The 19,362-nt window shown below is 71.7% G+C and carries 19 protein-coding genes; 10 read left to right on the top strand and 9 right to left on the bottom strand.

All coding sequences use genetic code 11. The annotated features are described in order from the left end of the window. The 8 genes from ACGLYG10_RS12445 to ACGLYG10_RS12410 form a co-directional block, all read right to left on the bottom strand. Positions 1–1,209 carry an ABC transporter permease gene (locus ACGLYG10_RS12445; protein ID WP_073332529.1) on the bottom strand — a complete coding sequence of 403 codons (1,209 nt, stop codon included), beginning with the start codon at positions 1,207–1,209 and terminating at the stop codon, positions 1–3. 14 nt (positions 1,210–1,223) lie between these two features. Next, the gene (locus ACGLYG10_RS12440) at positions 1,224–2,423 is read right to left on the bottom strand and encodes an ABC transporter permease (protein ID WP_073332527.1); all 1,200 of its coding nucleotides are present in this window, start codon (positions 2,421–2,423) and stop codon (positions 1,224–1,226) included. After that, the gene (locus ACGLYG10_RS12435; protein ID WP_073332524.1) at positions 2,420–3,286 is read right to left on the bottom strand and encodes a DUF6273 domain-containing protein; all 867 of its coding nucleotides are present in this window, start codon (positions 3,284–3,286) and stop codon (positions 2,420–2,422) included. The genes ACGLYG10_RS12440 and ACGLYG10_RS12435 overlap by 4 nt, the downstream gene beginning before the upstream one ends. Positions 3,287–3,322: 36 nt before the next feature. Beyond that, on the bottom strand, positions 3,323–3,748 hold the full coding sequence (locus ACGLYG10_RS12430) for a DUF4418 family protein (RefSeq protein WP_073332522.1): 426 nt from the start codon (positions 3,746–3,748) through the stop codon (positions 3,323–3,325). Between the two features lie 141 nt (positions 3,749–3,889). After that, positions 3,890–4,867: an aldo/keto reductase gene (locus ACGLYG10_RS12425; protein ID WP_073332519.1), complete on the bottom strand. Its 978-nt coding sequence runs from the start codon at positions 4,865–4,867 to the stop codon at positions 3,890–3,892. Between the two features lie 109 nt (positions 4,868–4,976). After that, positions 4,977–5,198 carry a sulfurtransferase TusA family protein gene (locus tag ACGLYG10_RS12420; RefSeq protein WP_073332517.1) on the bottom strand — a complete coding sequence of 74 codons (222 nt, stop codon included), beginning with the start codon at positions 5,196–5,198 and terminating at the stop codon, positions 4,977–4,979. A gap of 52 nt (positions 5,199–5,250) precedes the next feature. Next, entirely contained in the window at positions 5,251–6,369 is a 1,119-nt protein-coding gene (locus tag ACGLYG10_RS12415; RefSeq protein WP_073332514.1) for a YeeE/YedE family protein, read from the bottom strand. A gap of 469 nt (positions 6,370–6,838) precedes the next feature. After that, positions 6,839–7,660 carry a RecB family exonuclease gene (locus ACGLYG10_RS12410; RefSeq protein WP_073332747.1) on the bottom strand — a complete coding sequence of 274 codons (822 nt, stop codon included), beginning with the start codon at positions 7,658–7,660 and terminating at the stop codon, positions 6,839–6,841. Between the two features lie 277 nt (positions 7,661–7,937). On the opposite strand from ACGLYG10_RS12410, the gene ACGLYG10_RS12405 reads away from it, so the two are divergent. Continuing rightward, complete coding sequence (locus ACGLYG10_RS12405) at positions 7,938–9,053, top strand: site-2 protease family protein (protein ID WP_073332511.1); 1,116 nt, start codon at positions 7,938–7,940, stop codon at positions 9,051–9,053. Between the two features lie 48 nt (positions 9,054–9,101). After that, positions 9,102–9,983, top strand: coding sequence for a class I SAM-dependent methyltransferase (locus ACGLYG10_RS12400; protein ID WP_073332509.1), 882 nt, complete (start codon positions 9,102–9,104; stop codon positions 9,981–9,983). On the opposite strand, the gene ACGLYG10_RS12395 is transcribed toward ACGLYG10_RS12400, so the two are convergent. Next, positions 9,977–10,447 carry a YjdF family protein gene (locus tag ACGLYG10_RS12395; protein WP_073332506.1) on the bottom strand — a complete coding sequence of 157 codons (471 nt, stop codon included), beginning with the start codon at positions 10,445–10,447 and terminating at the stop codon, positions 9,977–9,979. The genes ACGLYG10_RS12400 and ACGLYG10_RS12395 overlap by 7 nt on opposite strands. 246 nt (positions 10,448–10,693) lie before the next feature. Here ACGLYG10_RS12395 and ACGLYG10_RS12390 point away from each other — a divergent pair, with 246 nt between their 5' ends. The 8 genes from ACGLYG10_RS12390 to hisI are packed head-to-tail and all read left to right on the top strand — an operon-like array spanning position 10,694 to position 19,352. Continuing rightward, positions 10,694–11,761 (top strand): tRNA (adenine-N1)-methyltransferase, encoded by a 1,068-nt coding sequence (locus ACGLYG10_RS12390; RefSeq protein WP_073332504.1) that lies wholly within the window; start codon positions 10,694–10,696, stop codon positions 11,759–11,761. Beyond that, positions 11,754–13,415: a proteasome ATPase gene (gene arc, locus ACGLYG10_RS12385; RefSeq protein ID WP_073332501.1), complete on the top strand. Its 1,662-nt coding sequence runs from the start codon at positions 11,754–11,756 to the stop codon at positions 13,413–13,415. The genes ACGLYG10_RS12390 and arc overlap by 8 nt, the downstream gene beginning before the upstream one ends. After that, the gene (gene dop, locus ACGLYG10_RS12380; protein ID WP_073332498.1) at positions 13,412–15,148 is read left to right on the top strand and encodes a depupylase/deamidase Dop; all 1,737 of its coding nucleotides are present in this window, start codon (positions 13,412–13,414) and stop codon (positions 15,146–15,148) included. The genes arc and dop overlap by 4 nt, the downstream gene beginning before the upstream one ends. Then, the gene (locus ACGLYG10_RS12375; protein WP_073332495.1) at positions 15,145–15,327 is read left to right on the top strand and encodes a ubiquitin-like protein Pup; all 183 of its coding nucleotides are present in this window, start codon (positions 15,145–15,147) and stop codon (positions 15,325–15,327) included. The genes dop and ACGLYG10_RS12375 overlap by 4 nt, the downstream gene beginning before the upstream one ends. Beyond that, on the top strand, positions 15,324–16,790 hold the full coding sequence (gene pafA / locus ACGLYG10_RS12370; protein WP_244542677.1) for a Pup--protein ligase: 1,467 nt from the start codon (positions 15,324–15,326) through the stop codon (positions 16,788–16,790). Before ACGLYG10_RS12375 ends, pafA begins: the two co-directional genes overlap by 4 nt. Further along, positions 16,787–18,091 carry an FKBP-type peptidyl-prolyl cis-trans isomerase gene (locus ACGLYG10_RS12365; RefSeq protein ID WP_073332489.1) on the top strand — a complete coding sequence of 435 codons (1,305 nt, stop codon included), beginning with the start codon at positions 16,787–16,789 and terminating at the stop codon, positions 18,089–18,091. The genes pafA and ACGLYG10_RS12365 overlap by 4 nt, the downstream gene beginning before the upstream one ends. Positions 18,092–18,093: 2 nt before the next feature. Further along, positions 18,094–18,864: an imidazole glycerol phosphate synthase subunit HisF gene (gene hisF, locus ACGLYG10_RS12360; RefSeq protein WP_073332486.1), complete on the top strand. Its 771-nt coding sequence runs from the start codon at positions 18,094–18,096 to the stop codon at positions 18,862–18,864. A gap of 44 nt (positions 18,865–18,908) precedes the next feature. After that, positions 18,909–19,352, top strand: coding sequence for a phosphoribosyl-AMP cyclohydrolase (hisI, locus tag ACGLYG10_RS12355; RefSeq protein WP_234416164.1), 444 nt, complete (start codon positions 18,909–18,911; stop codon positions 19,350–19,352). Positions 19,353–19,362 lie beyond the last annotated feature (10 nt).

Genomic DNA, 19,362 nt, shown 5'->3' with positions numbered 1-19,362 from the left:
TCACTCGCCCTCCTGCAGCAGTAGGCTCGTATCCATCCGATTCAGGATGCGGACCCCGATCCACGTGGACATCCCGGCGGCGAGGATCGCCGCAGCGAGCGCGAGGCCCGCGAGTGTGGCCAGCGCGCCGAGTCCGGGAAGCACGAAGCCGACGTTCAGGCCCTGAGAAACAGCGCCCCTGAAGGCCCCGAGTCCGACACCCGCGATGACGACGCCGAGGACCCCACCGCCGAGGTTGGCAGCCACCGACTCCCGCACCACGATCCTTGAGAGCGTGCCGCGGGCCGCCCCCATCGCCACGAGGCAGGCGAACTCCCGCTTGCGCTCGTTGATCAGCATGCCGAACACCAGGACGGTCATCACCAGGCCGATCACCCACACAACGCCCACGAGTATCCCTACCGTGTCCGAGATCCTGTCGAGGCTGTCCGTGATACCCGCGACCATGCTCGCGGACGTGGCGACGCTGACCCCGTCGACCTGGCTGGCGATGTCTGCGGCGACGGCCGCGGCGTCGTGACCGGGTGCGACCCGCACCAGGACGGAGGAGACCACGTTGTCGGTATCGACGTCGCCGTACTTGTTCAGTCCCTTCGCGACGGAGGATGCGATGAGTACCTTGGCGGTGTCGAAGTCGGTGTATATGGCGTTGTCCAGGGTGGAGCCGGTGGCCGCGAACTGCCCGACCACGTGGTAGTCGTTGTCGAACAGGCGGAAGTCGTCCCCGTCGGTCAGCGCGACGTTACTGCCGACGATGATGCCCAGCGGGCCCAGGTCGGCATCCGCGAGCGTGTCGGTGATCCAGGGCTGGATGACGAAGTCGCTGCCGGGGTCGAAGGCGATGATCTGGTAGTGCCCCGAGCAGCAGCTCGCCTTGGCGGACGCCAGGAACAGCTGCGGCGAGGTGGCCTCCACGCCGGGGACGGCCGCGACGGCGTCGAGCGTGTCCGCCGGCATGTAGAAGTAGCCCGGCTCGGCCTGTACCAGGACGTTCTGGGCGTCGAACTCATTCGCGGCCTCCGTCGGCGTGACCAGGATGTCCGCCCCCAGGCGGGACCGGGTGGTCTCCAGGCCCTCCCGGATGCCCCGGACGAGTAGCGTGCCGCCGAAGAGCACGCTGGACATTAGGGCCGCGATGGCGACCAGCGCCGCCGTCCGGGCGGGGTAGCCGCGCAGGTTGAGCCACGGGAGCCTGTTCAGTGAAAGCATGTGCGTTCGTCTCCTCATCCGGCCGGTGGCCTCCGTCGGTCATTCCTGCGCGCGGCCCATCCGGTTGCCAGCCCGGTGCTCAGGCCCCCGGTGCCGAGCGTGACCAGCAGGGTGAGCCCGGCCGCCGACAGCATGTGCGCCGGCGTCGCCGTGCCCTCGGCCAGCAGGCTCCCGCCCGCCCCGATGAACAACAGGGCGGCGACCAGCACGCCGACGCCGGCGCCCGCCGTGTAGACGAGCACGGCCTCCGACATGATTACGCGGCTTAAGGTCCGGCGCGATGCGCCGATCACGCGCCACACGCGCAGCTCGGGTTCGCGCTCGCGCAAAAGCAGCCACTGGGCGACGGCGAGGGCGAGCAGCAGGAGCAGCCAGGTGCCGGCGGCGGCCGCTGCGAGCACGGCCGTCTGCCCGCCGATGTCATTGGCGGTGGACGTCAGGCTCGCGTCTGCGCCCACGGCGGTTACCCTGCGCACGTAGATGTTGATCCAGGCGGTCACGCTCTCCACGTCCTGCCTGTCCTCCACCTGCAGCAGGGCGACGGAGTAGTCGCGCTGCGGGTCGACATCGGCATAGGTGTCGACGCCGGCGGCGAGCGAGTCGTCGATCAACTCCGACAGGGTATTCATGGTGACGAAGACCGCGCCGTCCAGCTCGGAGCCGGTGGGTAGCAGGTGCGCGGCCACCGGCCGCTCACGCCCGAACAGCTCCACCGTCTCCGGGCCGGACGCCGCCGCGGCGTCCACCTCGGGGCCGACCGCGACGACGCCGTCGCCCAGCGTGAAGTCGGCGCCCTCGGCCAGCCAGGGGGAGATGACGAAGTCCGTTTCCGGGTCGAAGCCGACGATCCAGACCCGCTGGCCGTCCGCCCGCGTGTCGGACAGGTACAGCTGGTAGGAGAGGGCGGTGATGTCATCGTTGGCGGACAGGCGGGAGAGCGTGGAGCGCTGCCGGTAGCACTCCACCGGGGTGCCCTGCATGAGCAGCTGATCCTGGTAGAGCCGGTTCATGGCGGCGGTCGGATACACCAGCACGTCGGCGCCGAGGCGCTGCTCCGCCAGGGCGGCCTCCTGCCGCAGACTCTGCACCAGCAGCAGCCCGCTGAACACGCATGCCGCCTGGACGAGCACCAGGGCCAGTAGTATCGCCGTCCGGGCCGGATGCGCGCTCAGGTTCTTCAGCGGTATCGTCCGCAGGGAGAGGCTACGGTTCACGGCTCGCCGTCACCGGCCTCGGACACGTCCATCCAGAGGGCCGGGCGCACCCCGTACTCGGCGTCCACGTAGGCACCCGCCTCGGCGGTCTCCCCGGTGGTGGAGACGTACTGGGCGGCGTAGGGGTAGCCGCCCGGCGAGCGCAGCCACCAGTCGGCCATCCCGTCCGCGTCGACATATGCCTGCCCGGTCGCGGCAGCGTCGGAGGCGGCCGCCCTGCCCAGGTAGTCCCGGTCGGCGTCGTCGTGCAGGTAGATCAGTGCCTCGGTGTGGCTGAGCGCGAAAACTCGGTCCGTGGTGTCCACGCCGCCGTCGGTGCCGACCACGGACTGGTCGTCGTTCCGCAACCGCGTGGCCCGGATGATCTGCCGCTCGGTCGGGCTGAAGGCGGCCTGGAGGAAGGCGTCGTTCAGCCAGGTGCGCAGCTCGCTGTCCTCCCAGGTGACGGATGCGAAGGGCTCGGCGTTGTACCGGCGGGAGGCCAGGCAGTCGACGCTCAGTAGCAGCAGCCGGTCGTCTATCCGGTCGAGCACGAACCACTCGACCGGCTCGGCGCCGTCGGCGGCGTCGCCATCCTGCTCGTAGGCGCCGAAGGCGATGACGTCGCCCTTCTGGGAGTCCCGGTAGGGCAGGGCGGGGTCGGCCTGGGCCAGTGCGGCCGCCCGCTCCGCGGCGTCGCGGTAGTCGCCGAGCCCATCGAAGATCCGGTAGGCCTCTGCGGCGTTACCGGATGCGGACAGGCGCACGGCCTGCTGGTAGCTCGATCGCCGCTGCTGGCATGCCGCCGCAGTCATCAGCAGCGCCGCGGTCAGCACGAGCAGGGCCGCCACGCAGGCAATGAGGCTGGTCCTGTGAGTGGTCATTCTTGCGGTCATCGCCCGCGTCGCCGTCCGGAGGAGTCAGGCGGCGCTCGGCCCGGTCGTCCGCAGCGATCCGATGAGCGCGCCGATGCCGGAGCCGACGATGAGCACCGCCATGATTCTGACGAAGGGCTGGAAAACCGTGTAGCAGCGCATGGTGCGCATCATGCACAAGGGGCAGATGACGCCGGGGATGAGGAACACGACGACGCCGCCAACGGTGGCGACGACTTGCAGCGCGATCCGGAGGGGAGGGTTCTTCACCCAGGCAGACGCGCCGAAGAGCACGAGGAGACCCGCTCCGCCGGCGGCCACCGCGTTCTGACAGTCGTGGCAGTGCATCCAGGTGCCGTCATCCTTCGGCCCGCATGCGGAGAAGGCCGTCAGCACCCCAATGACGAGCAGAAGGCTCAAGGCCGCCGGGATCAGGGGGATGAGGATGCTGTTCTTGAGTTTCTTCGGCATGAGCGTTCTCCTGTGTCACTGCTTCCGTGCCGTCGGACGGACCTCGGCAACCACGACCAGAGGCAGGTTAGGATGGCTTAACCTACGCGTCAACGCGGTCCCGGCAGCCGGTCACGTTCGAACTCTCGTTCCGGCCGAGTGTCAGAAGCGCTCGGGGTAGCCGACCTCCGGCGCCGTCACCTCGTTAAGGACGTGGCGGATCTGCGCCGGCAGGTCCAGGTCCTCGGCGGCCAGGGCGCCGCGCAACTGGGCGGGGGTACGCGCCCCGACCACGGTGGAGGCCATCCCGGCGGCGTCGCGCGCCCATGCCAGGGCCACTTCCACGGGCCTGCGGTCCAACCCGGTGGCGGCCGTCGCCACCGCCTCGACTACCCCGCGATGGGACTCACCCAGGTAGGGGGCCACGTAGGAGCGCAGGTGGGGGGAGGCGCCGCGGGAGTCCGGGGGAGTGGTGGCCCGGTACTTGCCGGTCAATACTCCGCGTCCCAGCGGGGCGTAGCCGATCACGCCGAAGCCAAGGCCCGCCGCCGCCGGCAGCAGTTCCCGCTCGATGCCGCGTGCCAGGAGCGAGTGCTCCACCTCCACGGCGGCCAGCCCCGGCCCGCCGGCCTCACGCAGCAGGTCCGCCAGGTGCACGCTCGCCCAGGCGGGGTGGTTAGACACCCCCACGTAGCGGGTGCGGCCGCTGGCGACGGCGATTCGTAGCGCGTCGGCGGTCTCCTCAAACGGAGTGGTCGCATCGGGGACCTGCACCAGCCATAGATCCAGGTGGTCGGTGCCCAGACGCGTCAGCGAGTCATCCAGCGTGTCAAGCAGGGTGCCGCGAGAGGCATCGGCCGCCGTCGAGCGGGCGCCGGTGCGCCAGGTGCGCACACCCGCCTTGGATACCAGCACCACGTCGCGCCGCTCCACCGTCCCGGCGAGCAGACCGCCGATCACCTCCTCCGAGGCGCCCTCGCAGTAGGAGGCAGCCGTGTCCAGCAGGGTGCCGCCGGCGTCGAGGAAGATCTCCAACTGGTCCTTGGCCTCCAACTCGTCGGTGTCCCGGCCCCAAGTCATGGTGCCGAGGCCGACCGCCGAGACGCGCAATCCGGTGCGCCCGAGCCGCCTGTGTTCCATGGCCCAACCGTATGGCGTCGTCGGCGCCATACCGGGCAGGCCGCCGACGGCGCGCCCCGTCACTCGCCTCGATTGACATTCGGAGGCGGGTGGCGGGGCGCCCTCCGACTCACTTGCGGACGGTGATGGTCCAGGAGGCCTCGCCGGTCTTGGTGAACTCGGTGACGGTGTAACCGTTGTCCGCCGCCCAGGCGGGCAGTGACTGGGTGCCCTGGGTGCAGTCGAAGGCGATGACGAGCTCGTCGCCGATCTCCAGATCGGCCATCGCCTCCTCGGCCTCCATAACGGGGAAGGGGCAGACGAGGCCCTCGGTCTCCAACACGGTACGCATGACTGGGTCCTTTCGATGAGTGAATGAGGATGGGATGACGGGGGGTGCGTGGTCAGCGGCTCGCGAGTGCGCCTGCCGCCTCGGACTCACCCAGGCGCTCGGAGGAGGCGGCGGAGGCCGCTGCTGCGCGCGCGGCACGCCGCTGATTGCGTGGGCGGATAAGGGTGACGTACGCGGCGGTGCCCACGCCCAGCACCTGGAAGACGAGCGCGGTCCAGCCCTGCCAGGACAGCAGGGAGGTCTGCACCAGGGCGTTGCCAATGGAGCAGCCGCCGGCCCAGGCCGCGCCCACGCCCATGAGCAGCCCACCGGCGATCGAACGGCGAATGACGGTGGCGGAGGGTACGCGGACGCGGAACTCGCCCGAGGCGCGGGCGCTGAGATGGGAGCCGAGGAGGATGCCGAGCACCAGCAGCACGCCCCAGTCGAGCCGGTCGGCATCCCCGGTCACCAACCAGCCGACCAGGTTCGACGACGGCGTGGTGATTCCCAGCCCGTCGTGGCGGCCGCTGGCCCACGAGGTCGGCCAAGCGATGATCGCCACGAGTCCGACGAGCACGCCGGTCACCAGCGGGTTCCAAGCGCGTTCGAACAGCAGGTGGTTCAGGCCCGTGCGCTGGGGAGCCAGCTGTAGTACGGCGGGCCGGTCCGCCGCAAGCCGGAGCTGCCAACGCACCAGAAGAGCGACTGCCGCCACCAGTGCGAGCACGCCGACCCAGTCGGGTAGCCCGAAGGCGGCGGGAATCGTGGTCAGCTGCGTGGTCCACAGGCCCTTGATCCAGGTGGTCACCGGGGCGAGCACGCCGGTCTTCGAAGCCGCCGCCGTGCCGGCATAGGCGATGAGCGCGAACCAGGACCCCACCAGGCCCTCTCCGGCGCGGTAGTAGGTGCCGGTGGCGCAGCCCCCGGCCAGCACAATGCCGACGCCGAACAGTAGAGAGCCGACCGCTGTCGCTACGACCGACAGCGTGGGCACCTCGGGGGTGATGGCGCCGGTAGCCGTAAGCAGGGTGACGCCGACGGCCTGGACGGCGATGGCCAGCAGGAAGGCGGTCATCCACCGCCAGGATCCGGAGACCCAAAGGTCTCGGAAGGCGCCGGTGATGCAGAAGCGGCCGCGTTGGAGGACGAGTCCGAGCACGCCGCCGACGAGTAGTCCGGTGAATATCAATGGAGGTCCTTTGTCCGACTGTCCGGGCCGCTGGGAGAGCGGCCTGCAATCTGTGGTCAAGGACGCAGGTGGGGCGACTGCTTCGGCGCGATGACGCCGTCGGCCACAGGCGTGGCCCACCCGCGACTGTGATGGGGGTTGGGCTTTGGCCTGGCCAGGGATGCCTACCGGCGCGTGCCGTTGCGCCGGTGGGCCGGGGGAAGAAGCAGGGTTACGTACTCGCTCGAGTGTGCTGTATTTGGGTGCTGCTGCCTCAGTGAGCCCTGGCCAGGTCGAGCATGCAGCAACACGCTCCGCGCCGGGCGCGAAGGTTGCGGGCTGCGATCTGGGAGCTCATGAGTGCTTTCTTCCGTGCAGGGGAGGGGTTGATGACCGTCACCGACTGAGGTCGGCAGCGGTGGCCGGAATCGTAGGCGCGGGCGGTGGCCTCATGCCAAGGGGATACCACTTTGTGAGACGCGGGGCCGGATCAGGCTCGGGCTGTAGGCGCGCGCCGGGCGGTGAGCAGCCGCGCGACGCCGTCGGCGGGCAGCTCGGGGGTGGTCCCGCCGAACAGCGGGCACTGGGCCTGGTAGGCGCACCAGTCGCACAGGCGGGAGCGGCGCGGGGCGAACTCGCCGGCGGCGGCACAGTCCTCCACCTCGTCCCAGATGTGGGCGAGCTTGGTCTCGGTCGCCTCCAGCTCCGGCAGGCGCGGATCGTGGGTGAGGGTGCGGCCGTCCTTGAGATAGACGATCTGCAAGCGCGCCGGAGCCCGCCCGCGCAGCCGCCAGAGCACCAGGGCGTAAAAGCGCATCTGGAACAGCGCATCCTCCTGGAAGCGTGGGCTGGGGGAGCGGCCGGTCTTGTAGTCGACTACCCGCATGGCGCCGCCCGGGGCCACGTCCAGGCGGTCGACGAAACCGCGCAGCAGCAGCCCGTCGCGCGTCTCGGTCTGCACGAACAGCTCCCGCTCGGCCGGCTCCAGACGCGTGGGGTTCTCCAGCTGGAAGTAGGCGCTGATCAGCGTCCTGGCCTCGTCCAGCCAGGGATCGATCGCGGCGGAGTCCGGGAACAGGGTCATGACCTCCGGATGCTTCTCCCGGTGCGTCTCCCACTGTCCGGGCAGCATGTCCAGGGCGGCCTCGCGGGTGCGCTCGCGGGCCGGCAGGTCGTACAGGCGCTCCAGAATCGCATGTACGAGCGTGCCCTTGTGGGTGGCCAGGGAGCCGGGCTCCGGGAGGCGGTCCACGGTGCGCAGGCGGAACAGCAGCGGGCACTGCATGAAGTCCTTCGCCCGCGACGGCGACAGCGCCGTACGCCCCGAACCGCGGCGGCGGGCGCTCCCGCCGGGGCCCGTGGGGCGCACGCCGACGGCGGGACCCGCGGCGGGCGTTTCGGCGGGTGCGGCAGCGGGGGTTGCGTCGGGGCGGTCTGGTTGCTCACTCACGGTGCGAACCTACCGCCGTCGGCCGACATCAATGTTGGCGAGCAGCCCGTGCATCCACAGGTCGACGTGACGCCCTGCTCCGGGCGGGTCCTGTGGACGGCGGCGGTGCTCCCATAGGCACCGCCGCTAGGGTCGGGGCATGACTGCATCTGCTGCCCGACGCCGTTCGGACTCCTGGACGCTGTTCACGCTCGGTGGTGCCCCCGTGGTGGTCGCCCCCACCTCGCTGCTGCTGGGCCTGCTCATCGCCGGGAGCTGGTATCCGCTGGTGTCCTCTGCACTGGCCGGATATAGCCCCGCCATCGTGCTCGGAACGGTGGCGGCCACGGTGCTGGGCGTGGGGGTGAGTGTGATGTGTCACGAGTTCGCCCATGGGGCGGTCGGTGCGCTGCTGGGGCGCAGGCCGGTGCGCTACGAGCTGTACCTGTGGGGCGGACGCACCAGCTTCGGCCCGTCGTCCCGGTGGCGCCCCTGGAAGGACGTGCTCACCTCCCTGGCCGGGCCGGCCGTGAACCTGGCCCTGTGGGCCGTCGGGCACGGCCTGCTGGATCGGGCCTCCTCCGCACCCGTTTACGTGGCGGCGTGGGCACTGACCTGGGTCAACCTCGCCCTGGGCGTCTTCAATGCCCTGCCGGGGCTGCCACTCGACGGCGGCCATGCGCTGGCCGCACTGGTCGAGCAGCTGAGCGGCCGGCGTCGAATGGGCCAGCGGGTGGCCGCCGTCGGCGGGCTTGCCGTCGTGGTCGGTATCGCCTGGCGCTGGGTGCTGGCGCCGCTGCTGGCCGGCGCACGGCCCGACTCCTTCAGCCTGATCCTGGCAGTTATGGTCGCCTGGCCCATCGCCACCACCTCCTGGCGGGTGCTCGGCCTGGGGCGGGGCACCCGCGCCGCCGCCCGGCTCGACCTGCGCGCCCTGGCCCGGCCGGTCGCCGTCGTCGGCGCCGAAACACCTCTGGTCGCTGCGCGTGAGCAGCTCGACGCCGGAGCGGGGCTGGTGCTCGTGGCCGACGGCGCGCGGATTCTGGGCACGCTGGACGGTCCCGCCCTGGCCGAGCTGGAGCGATCCGGCCTGCCCGACGCCACCGCCGTCACCGTCGGCCAGGTATGCACCGTGCTGCCGGCGGCCGCGGTCACCACCCAGATGACCGGGCAACCGGCCGCCGACGCCCTGGCGCGGGCGCGCACGGTCTCCCGGTGGCTGGTGCTGGTGGAGGGCGGGCGCGTCACCGGCACCGTCCCCACCGGCGCCCGCTGACTCGACGGCGCCCGGCCGCACATCGCGCGGGCATGGGACACTGGCGCCATGAACGACGCCGTCCGGGCCGACTTGGCCGATCATGCCGGTCGCTTCACCGACAACCGTGCCAACTGGGATGACCGTGCGGCCCTACACGAGGCCAGCGGCTACGGCATTGATGAACTGCTCGCCTCCCCGACCGCCATCACCGCGGAGATCGCCCCGGACCGCGAGCGCCTGGGCGACCTGAACGGATTGGACGTAGTTCACCTGCAATGCCATCTCGGTCTGGACACGGTGAGCCTGGCCCGTCTGGGCGCCCGCCGGGTGGTGGGGCTAGACCTGTCGGGGGAATCCCTGCGCCGCGCTAGGTCCATTGCCGAGCGCGCCGGCGCCGACATCGACTTCGTGCAGGCCAATGTCTATGACGCCCGTCAGGCGCTCACGGGAGACTTCGACCTCGTGTACACCTCTCTGGGGGTGCTGTGCTGGCTGCCCGACGTGGCGGCATGGGCCCGCGTGGTCGCCTCGCTGCTGCGGCCCGGGGGCCGCCTGGTGTTGCGCGACGACCACCCTGTGCTGCAGGCGGTGGGGGACGACACCACCCACGGCCTGACGCTTCACGAGCCCTACTTCCAACGCACTGAACCCATGACTTGGGAGGACGAGGGCTCCTACGTCGCCGCCGCCGACGGGTCGCCCACCATCACCCATACGGTCAGCCACCAGTGGAATCACGGCGTAGGCGAGATCCTCACCGCGCTGCTCGAAGCCGGTCTGGTCATCGACGAGGTGACCGAGACCCGTTTCTCCGCCTGGTGCCGCTGGCCCGAGCTCATGGAACGAGGTGCGGAGGGATACCGCTTCAGCGATGCGGCGCTGCGCGACCGGCTTCCGCTTCAGCTCGCGGTGGTGGCCCACTTGCCGGAGCAAACCGGAGGTCAGTGACCCCGGTGGCGGCGTTTAGCCCGAATCCGACGTTGCTCATAGCGCTCCTGTTCACGGCGACGTCGTGCGGCGGTCGACGCCTGCGCTCGCGTGGCGGCCTGCTGTTCTCGGGCGCGTGCCAAGGCCTCCTGCGAGGCCGTCGAGGGCGCGTGTTGGGCCGCCTGCTTGGCCGCCTGGCGGGCGGCGCGTTTGGGATTGACGCGCTGCGGCCCGCCCCGGGAGGTGGATTGCACTCCGGGACCGGCAAGTGCGGCGTCGATCAGCTGTCCGCCGTGGGCCAGTAGCCACGCGTACAGCTCGGCGTCGCTGGGCAGGGCGCCGAGTATCTGGCGGGCGGCGTACACGTGGCCACCGGAAGTGATGGTCAGGACCAGCACCCAGAACTGGCCGTCGAAGTAGACGCTGCTCTCCGCTGAGGTATTGGGCACTGTGGGCGGAACAGACGTCGGCGGTGTATGCGGCATGAGGACTCCTACGGGTGCGAAAAACGCACCCGGTGCAACTGGAGTCCTTGGCCCGCGGCCGGGCACGTGCCCGAATTTCCGCAGGACCGCGGTGACGAGCGCCTGATTGTGTTTTCCCCTCGGGGAGCGGCGCCATCCGGACTTCCTCCGGACCGTGCAATTCGTGCAACCGGGTCGGCGCCCGCGGTTGGGACGCCGGTAACAGCGTAACGCCACCGTCTTCGGGGCTTATTAGACTCGGACGCGATGAGCGAGCAGACCACTCCCGCCGCGCAGCCGCGCGTAGCCACCCAGCAGGTACTGGGGCAGGCCGGGCGCCGCGGCCCCCTCCGCTACGGCGAACGCGTGCAGGTCACCGACTCCAAGGGCCGCAAGCACACCTTCGTGCTCGACCCCGGCGGCTACTTCCAGTCCCAGCGCGGCAGCTTCTACCACCGGGACGTGGTCGGCCGCGATGAGGGCACGGTGATCACCACCGAGTCCGGGCATGAGCTGCTGCTGCTGCGACCGCTGCTGGCGGACTACGTGCTGTCCATGCCGCGTGGCGCACAGGTCGTCTACACCAAGGACGCCGGCCAGATCATTGCCTTCGCGGACATTTTTCCCGGTGCCCGGGTGTTGGAGGCGGGGGTGGGCTCCGGTGCCCTGACCATGAGCCTGCTGTCCGCGATCGGGGAGGGCGGCCACCTGCTGTCCATTGAGCGGCGACATGACTTCGCGGCGATCGCCGCCTCCAACGTCGACGCCTGGTTCGGCCGCCACCACCCCGCCTGGGAGCTGCGCACCGGTGACTTCGCCGACGTGGTTGCCACCCACGTCGCCGAGGCAAGCGTGGACCGGGTGGTGCTGGACATGCTCGCCCCCTGGGAGAACGTCGACGCCGCCGCCCGTGCGCTGGTGCCCGGCGGCGTGTTCCTCGCCTACGTCGCCACGGTCCCGCAGCTGTCGCGCACCGTGGAGGCACTGCGCCAGTCCAGGCGCTTCACCGAGCCCGAGTCCTGGGAGTCGGCGGTACGCAATTGGCACGTCGACGGCCTGGCCGTGCGTCCCGACCACCGCATGGTCGCCCACACCGGCTTCCTGATCTCCGCCCGCCGCCTCGCCGCCGACTCCGCCCCACTGACCCGTAAACGCCCGCCCACCCGCGGCGCCTACGACGACGCCGGCTACTGGACCATCGAGGACGTGGGGGAGCGCACCAGCACCGACCGCAAGGTCCGCCGCGTGCTGCGCGACTGCCGGGCCAAGCAGCCCGAGGACGCGACCCCGGTTCAGCCGGGCCTGCCCGAACCACAGGAGCCGGAACATGAGTGACTCCCAACCCCTGGGCATGCCGGCGCGCGACTTCACCAGCCACCAGCTGCGTGAGGCCCGCGCCGAGGCCATCAGCCTGTCCGCCAAGAACGAGCGCCTCGCAACGGCCCTGAACGCCGCCCGCGAACGCATCGCGGAACTCGGCACCCAGCTCGACGCCGTCACCCGCCCGCCCGTCACGCTCGGCCTGCTCACGGGCCTGCCCGGCCCCGCCGAGGCCGACGTATCCCTGGGCGGACGTCACCTGCGGCTGGGACTTCACCCCGATCTGCAGGCGGCCGACCTGCGGGTGGGGCAGCGCGTGGCCGTCAACGACCAGATGCTGGTGGTCGACGCCCTGCCCGCGCCCGACACCGGTGAGGCCGTCACCCTGGACGAGGTGCTGGCCGACGGCGACGACGCCGCGGCGGCCGATGAGCGCACCGCGGTGCCCGCGGCCCGCGCCCTGGTCACGACCGGTTCCGGCGCCACCCGCGTGGTGCGGCTGGCCGGGCACCTCGACGCCGACGCGCTGCGGCCCGGCGACACGCTCGCCGCCGACCTGCGCGCGGACCTGGTAACCGCCCGCATCGCCCGCACCAGCGTCCAGCAGCTGGTCGTCGCCGAAACCCCGGACGTGTCCTGGGACGACATCGGCGGCCTGGGCCCGCAGATTCAGCAGATCCGCGACTCCCTCGAACTGCCCTTCGCGCATCCCGAGCTGTACCGCGCCTACGGGCTGCAGGCCCCCAAGGGCATGCTCCTGTATGGTCCGCCCGGCTGCGGCAAGACCCTGATCGCCAAGGCGGTCGCCACCTCCCTGGCCCGCTCGACGGGCGCCGGCGTCCACGACGCCGCCTTCCTGAACATCAAGGGCCCGGAGCTGCTGAGCAAGTTCGTGGGCGAGACCGAACGGCAGATCCGCGCCATCTTCGACCAGGCCCGCAAGGTCGCCGCCGAGGACCGGCCCGTGGTGATCTTCTTCGATGAGATGGAGGCCCTGTTCCGCACCCGTGGCAGCGGTGTCTCCTCCGACGTGGAGACCATGATCGTGCCGCAGGTACTCACCGAGATCGACGGCGTCGAGTCGCTGAACAATGTGGTCATCATCGGCGCCTCCAACCGGGAGGACATGATCGATCCGGCGATCCTGCGGCCCGGCCGCTTCGACGTGAAGATCCGCATCGACCGCCCCGACGCCGTCGGGGCGCAGGAGATCCTCGGCAAGCACCTGCGGGCCGACCTGCCCCTGGATCCGGCGGAACTGGCTGCGGCCGGAGGCGACCGGGAGGTCGCCGCGGCGGCCATGCGCCGCGCCGTCGTCGCCGACCTGTACGCACGCATCCCCGAGCGGGCGGTGCTGGAGTTGACCTACGTCTCCGGGCGGCGCGAGACCCTGTACCTGGCCGACTTCGTCTCCGGCGCGATGCTCGCCGCCGTCGTCGCCCGCGCCAAGACCGCCGCCATCAAGGACGAGCTGGCCGGCGGGGACGGCGGCTTGTCCACCGAGCGGCTGCGCGCGGCGGTCGCCGTCGAGGCCCAGCAGAACGAGGAGATCACCGCCGCCACCGCCCCCGAGGCGGCGGCCCGCGTCGTCGGCCACCGCGGTGAGATGGTGCGCGCGGTGCGCCGCCTGACTGACACGACCGCCACAAACCGACAGGAGAACGCATGAGCGTGCCCGAGCCCAGCCAGTTCACTCCGGTACGGCGCCCCGTCGGCCTGGAGACCGAATTCGGGGTGCTTGAGCCGGGCAACCCCTACGCCAACGCGGTGGTCATGGCCAGCCGCATCGTGTCCGCCTATGGGGCGGCCGCCCGCCCCGATGCCGGCACGCGGCAGGCCGTCCGCTGGGACTACGAGGGGGAGGACCCGCTCGCCGACCTGCGCGGCGGCCGCCTGGAGCGGGCCGCCGCCCACCCCAGCCAACTGACCGACGACCCCGACCGCCCTGCGCCCTCCGGCGACGTCCCGCCGGCCCCATGGGGCACGCGCCCGCGTCCCAGCGCCGCCGAGGCCGCCCTGCCTCAGGCCACCACCGCGGTGCTCGCCAACGGCGCCCGCCTATACGTGGACCACGCCCACCCCGAGTACTCCTCCCCGGAGGTACTCACTCCCCACGACGCCCTGGTGTGGGACCGGGCCGGGGAGGTGATCGCCCGCCGCGCCATGACGGCGCTGGCCCGGGGTGCAGGAGACACGGGACTGTCGCAGGACACCCCCGCCGAGGTGGTTCTGTACAAGAACAACGTCGACGGCAAGGGCGCCGCGTACGGCTCCCACGAGAACTACCTGGTGCGCCGGGACCTGCCCTTCGACACGCTGGCCGCCGCCCTGATCCCCTTCCTGGTGACCCGACCCGTATTCGCCGGGGCCGGCCGGGTGGGCATCGGGCAGCGCAGCGAACGCCCCGGCTTCCAGATCAGCCAGCGCGCCGACTACGTGGGCACAGACATCGCCCTGCAAACCACCTTCAATCGTCCCATCGTCAACACCCGCGACGAGCCGCACGCCGACGCCGCCCGCTTCCGGCGCCTGCACGTGATCAACGGGGACGCCAACCGCTTCGACGTGCCCACCTATCTGAAGGTCGCCAGCACCGACCTGCTGCTGTGGTACCTGGAGCGCGCCCACGACCGCGGCCAGGGCCTGGGGGCGCTGGCCGACCTGCGCATCACCGCCGACCCGGTGGAGGAGCACTGGGCCATGTCCCACGACCCGACGCTCACCTACGCGCTCGCCACCGCCCGCGGCCGCCTGACCGCACTGGAGATCCAGCGCGCCCACCTGCAGGCCATCACCGCCGCCCTGGAGGAGGACTACGGCGGCATCGACGCCGAACACGTCGGCGCCGAAACCGCCCAGGCGCTAGCCCTATGGGACGAGACCCTGGAGGCGCTGGACGCCTACGCCGCCGCTCACGGCACCCCCGCCCAGCCACAGGCCACCGCTCGGGCCGCACAGCTGGTCGAATGGGTCGCCAAACTGCAGCTGTGCGAGCGCCTACGCGAGCGAGCCGGCACCGGCTGGGACGACCCGCGTCTGGCCGCCGCCGACATTCAGTGGGCCGACCTGCGTGCCGGCCGCGGGCTGGCCGAGAAGCTCATTGCCGCCGGCCACACCCGCCGCCTGGTCACCGACGCCGAGGTGGAGGCCGCCGCCGACCGGCCGCCCGCCGGCACGCGCGCCGCCGTCCGCGGCACTGCGGTGGCCAACCACGCCGCCGTCGTCGCCGCCTCCTGGACCAGCCTGGTGCTGGACGTGCCCGGGCGCGCGCAGCTGCTGCGCCTGCCATTGCCCGACGCCGTGGCGGTATCGGAAGCCGAGTCGGCACGTATCCTGGGCGCCGTCCAAGACGCCGTCACCCCCGCGGAACCGGAAGAATCAGGAAGTCAGTCACGCGCATGAGCCTCAACGAGCAGATCCAACCCACTCCCGAGCCCGCCGCCCCCGACCCGGCGCCGGCCGCCGGCTCCGGCCAGACGCAGGCCGCCGGTGTTGACGACATCCTCGACGAGATCGACGCCGTCCTGGAGACCAACGCCGCCGCCTTCGTCCAGGGCTTCGTACAGAAGGGCGGGCAGTGAGAGTGACGGCCTCCCCGGCCGCCCCCACCGCCCGGCGCGCCCCCGTCAGGCGGATCATCGGCGTCGAAACCGAGTACGGCATCACCTGCGCCTCCACGGCCGGCGGCCCGCCGCCGCTGGACGCCGACCACGCCGCCCGGGAGCTGTTCGCCCCCCTGATCGCCCGCGGCCGCTCCTCCAACGTGTTCACCCGCGGCGGCGCCCGCCTGTACCTGGACGTCGGCTCCCATCCCGAGTTCGCCACCGCCGAATGCGACAGCCTCACGGACCTGCTCGCCCAGGACCGGGCCGGTGAGCTGACCATGGCCGATCTGGCCGCGCAGGCGAACGCGCGCCTGGCCGCCCAGGACGTGCCCGGCCGCATCCACCTGCTCAAGAACAACCTCGACGCCGAGGGCGCCGGCTTCGGCTGCCACGAGAACTACCTGGTGCGCCGCCGCGGCGATTACTGGAACGACGCCCGCACCCTGGTACCCCACCTGGTCACCCGGCAGATCCTGGTCGGTGCCGGCCACATCCTCACCGACCCGGCCGGGAAGCGCCCCGCCCGCTACGTCTTCTCCCAGCGCGCCGACCAGATGGAGGATGCCGTCTCCTCGGCCACCACCCGCTCCCGTCCGCTCATCAACACCCGCGACGAGCCGCATGCGGACGCCGAGAAGTACCGGCGCATGCACGTGATCGTGGGGGACTCCAACATCGCCCAGGGCTCCACCCTGCTCAAGGTCGGGGCCATGGACCTGCTCCTGGACTACCTGGAGGGCGGCGGCGACCTGTCCGACCTGCGCCTGGCCAACCCCATGCGGGCCATCCGCGACACCTGCCACGACCTGACCGGCACCGTGCTGCTCGAGCTGGCGGACGGACGCACCATCACCCCCGTCGAGCTGCAGTCCGAGCACTTGGAGCGCGTGCGCGCCCACGTCGACGCCGAACTGGACCTGACCGACGCACATCGGTGCGTGCTGGAGCTGTGGGAGCGCGGCCTGGAGGCCGTGCGCACCGGCAACCCGGCGCTGGTGGCGACCGAACTGGACTGGGCCGCCAAGCAGCAGCTGCTGACCCGCTACGCGCAGCGCGCCGGCACCGGTCTGGACGATCCGCGGGTGGCCCGCCTGGCCCTGGCCTACCACGACGTCGACCCGACCGACGGACTGCGCCTGCGTCTGGAGACCGCCGGACTGCTCAAGCGCATCGTGGACGAGCCCGCCTGCCGTGCCGCCGTCGACACGCCGCCGGCCACCACCCGCGCGCACCTGCGGGGCACCGCCGTGGCCCGTGCCGAGGAGCTGCGCCGCGACCTGTCGGTGGACTGGGTCAACCTCAAGCTCGACGACGGACACACCCGCCCCGTCGCCCTGCGCGATCCCTTCGCCGCCGTGGACGCGCGGGTGGATGCGCTGCTGGCCGCCATGGACGAGCCCGAGCCGCCGCGCTCTGGCATACTCGTTACCAGCCCATGACTTCTCACGCCGACGACACCACGCCGCTGCCGGCCCTCGGGCCGGACGGCAAGCCCTTGACCCGCCGCCAGCTGCGCGAGCGGGAAAGGGAGCGTGCCCGCGAGCGGGAAAGGGAACGTGCCCGCGAGCGTGAGGGCAATGCGCCCGCCGTGCCCGCTCCACCTCCGCCGCCGGAGCCCGAGCCGGAGCCCGAGGAGCCGCCGGCCATCACCGGTGCTCAGCGCGCCATCGGTGCCGCCCTGGGCCGCCCCCGTCCCCGTGGACACGCCGCCGTCGTGCTGGCGGCCATCGTCGTGGCCGCCATCGTGCTGGTGCCCGTCGTCGTCTCCCGCCTCGGCCACGGCGACACCCCGACAATCGTCGCCACCGGGCAGCCGACCGCCGCCGACGCACCCATCGAGGCGGTGCTCGAGGTCGCCGGCCGGGTCGGCGCCGTCCCCGTCGTCTCCCTGCTCGCCCCCCTGGCCCCCGCCACCGCCGTCACCACCGACACGCTGGTCACCGGGGACGGCCGCACCCTCGCCACCGGCGACGCCGTGCTGCTGTCCGTCTCCACCTTCTCCGGGACCAGCGGTGAAAACACCACCGGCACCTCCACCGGTGCGCGCATCTACCGCGGCACCGTCGACGCCGCCTCTCTCGGCGACGTGCTGGCCGATACGGTCACCGGCGCCACCGAGGGCTCCCGCCTGGTGCTGCGCGCCCCCGTCTCCGCGGACGACGGCGCCGTGGCCACCGAGATCACCGTCGTCGACGTGCTGCCCACCACCGCGTCCGGCGAGGAGCGAGCCCCCGCCGCGGGCATGCCCACCGTCGCCTTCGCCGACGACGGCACCGTCTCCCTGTCCGTGCAGGATCTGGACGCCCCCACCCGGGCCGCCGCGAGTGTGCTGGTGGCCGGCACCGGGCAGCAGATCAACTCCGGCGACGTCATCGTCGCCCGCTACGCCTTCGCCAACTGGTCCGACAACAGCCTGCGCACCTCCAGCTACGGCGCCACCACCGTCCCCGGCATCATCGACATGTCCGACACCATGTCCGGCCTTGCTCAACAGCTGGTGGATGCCACCGTTGGCAGTCGCATCGTGCTGGTGCTGCCGGCGGACCAGGCCGCCGGCGACGACGCCCTGGCCGTGGTCATCGACATCCTCGCCGTCGTAGCCGACGGCACTCTCACCGACGCCACCGCCGCCCCCAGCCCGCAGGCCACGCCCACCGCCGACGGCGTGGTACGCGTAACCCCGAGCCCCGGCGCGGCACAGCCCGCCGCGGCCGCACCCGCCGGCAAGGAGGAGCAGTAGACATGAGTGTTGCCGTACGTGTGATCCCGTGCCTGGACGTCAAGGACGGCCGCGTGGTCAAGGGCGTGAACTTCACCGGCCTGCGTGACGCCGGCGACCCGGTGGAGCTTGCCGCCCGCTACGACGCCCAGGGCGCCGACGAGATCACCTTCCTGGACGTGTCGGCCTCAGCCGAGGGGCGCGCCACCATGTTGCAGGTCGTGGCCGACACCGCCGAGCAGGTGTTCGTGCCGCTGACCGTCGGCGGCGGCGTGCGCAGCGTGGACGACGTCGACCGGCTGCTGCGGGCCGGCGCCGACAAGGTCGGCATCAATACCGCCGCCATCGCCCGTCCCGAGCTGCTGACGGAGGTCGCCTCCCGCTTCGGCAACCAGGTGGTGGTCCTGTCGGTGGACGCCCGCCGTTGCCCGCCCGGCGTGAGCACCCCCTCCGGCTACGAGGTCACCACTCACGGCGGCACTCGCTCCACCGGCATCGACGCGGTGCAGTGGGCGGCCCGCGCGGCCGAGCTCGGTGCCGGCGAGATCCTGCTGAACTCCATGGATGCCGACGGCGTCACCGGCGGCTTCGACCTGGAGATGCTCGATGACGTGCGCCGGGCGGTGCGGATTCCGCTGATCGCCTCCGGAGGTGCCGGGCGGCCCGAGGACTTCGCGGCAGCCGCGGACCACGGTGCGGACGCCGTGCTGGCCGCCAGCGTCTTCCACTACGGCACCATGACCATCGGACAGGCCAAGGAGGCGCTGCGCGCCGCCGGCCACCCCGTGCGTTGAGCGGCGGCACCGGAGCCCGCCGGAGGGGTGCCACAATGGCACCCGTGACCGAGTCCCACGCCGTGGCCAATGAGCCCTCCCCGCTGCCGTCCGAACTGGCCGCACGCCTGAAGCGAGACGCGAACGGCCTGGTGGCCGCCGTCGTCCAGCAGTACGACACCCGCGAGGTGCTCATGGTGGGCTGGATGAACGATGAGGCCCTGCGCCGCACCCTGAGTGAGGGGCGCGTGACCTACTGGTCGCGCTCCCGCCAGGAGTACTGGCGTAAGGGCGATACCTCCGGCCATTACCAGTACGTCAAGGCCGTCTCCCTGGACTGCGACGGCGACGCCCTGCTGGTTGAAGTCGACCAGGTGGGGGCCGCCTGCCACACCGGCACGCGCACCTGCTTCCAGGCCGGCGGGGACCTGGGCGCGGTGGTGGGGGAGCGTCCCTCCAGCCGGGACGGATTTGCCTGTACGGCCCCGTCCGGTAACCATGAGGGTTGAGAAACGTAAG

It is taken from the genome of Actinomyces glycerinitolerans, from assembly GCF_900098745.1.
In the GTDB taxonomy this organism is placed as follows: domain Bacteria; phylum Actinomycetota; class Actinomycetes; order Actinomycetales; family Actinomycetaceae; genus Actinomyces; species Actinomyces glycerinitolerans.
This window is presented reverse-complemented; position numbering and strand designations above follow the sequence as displayed.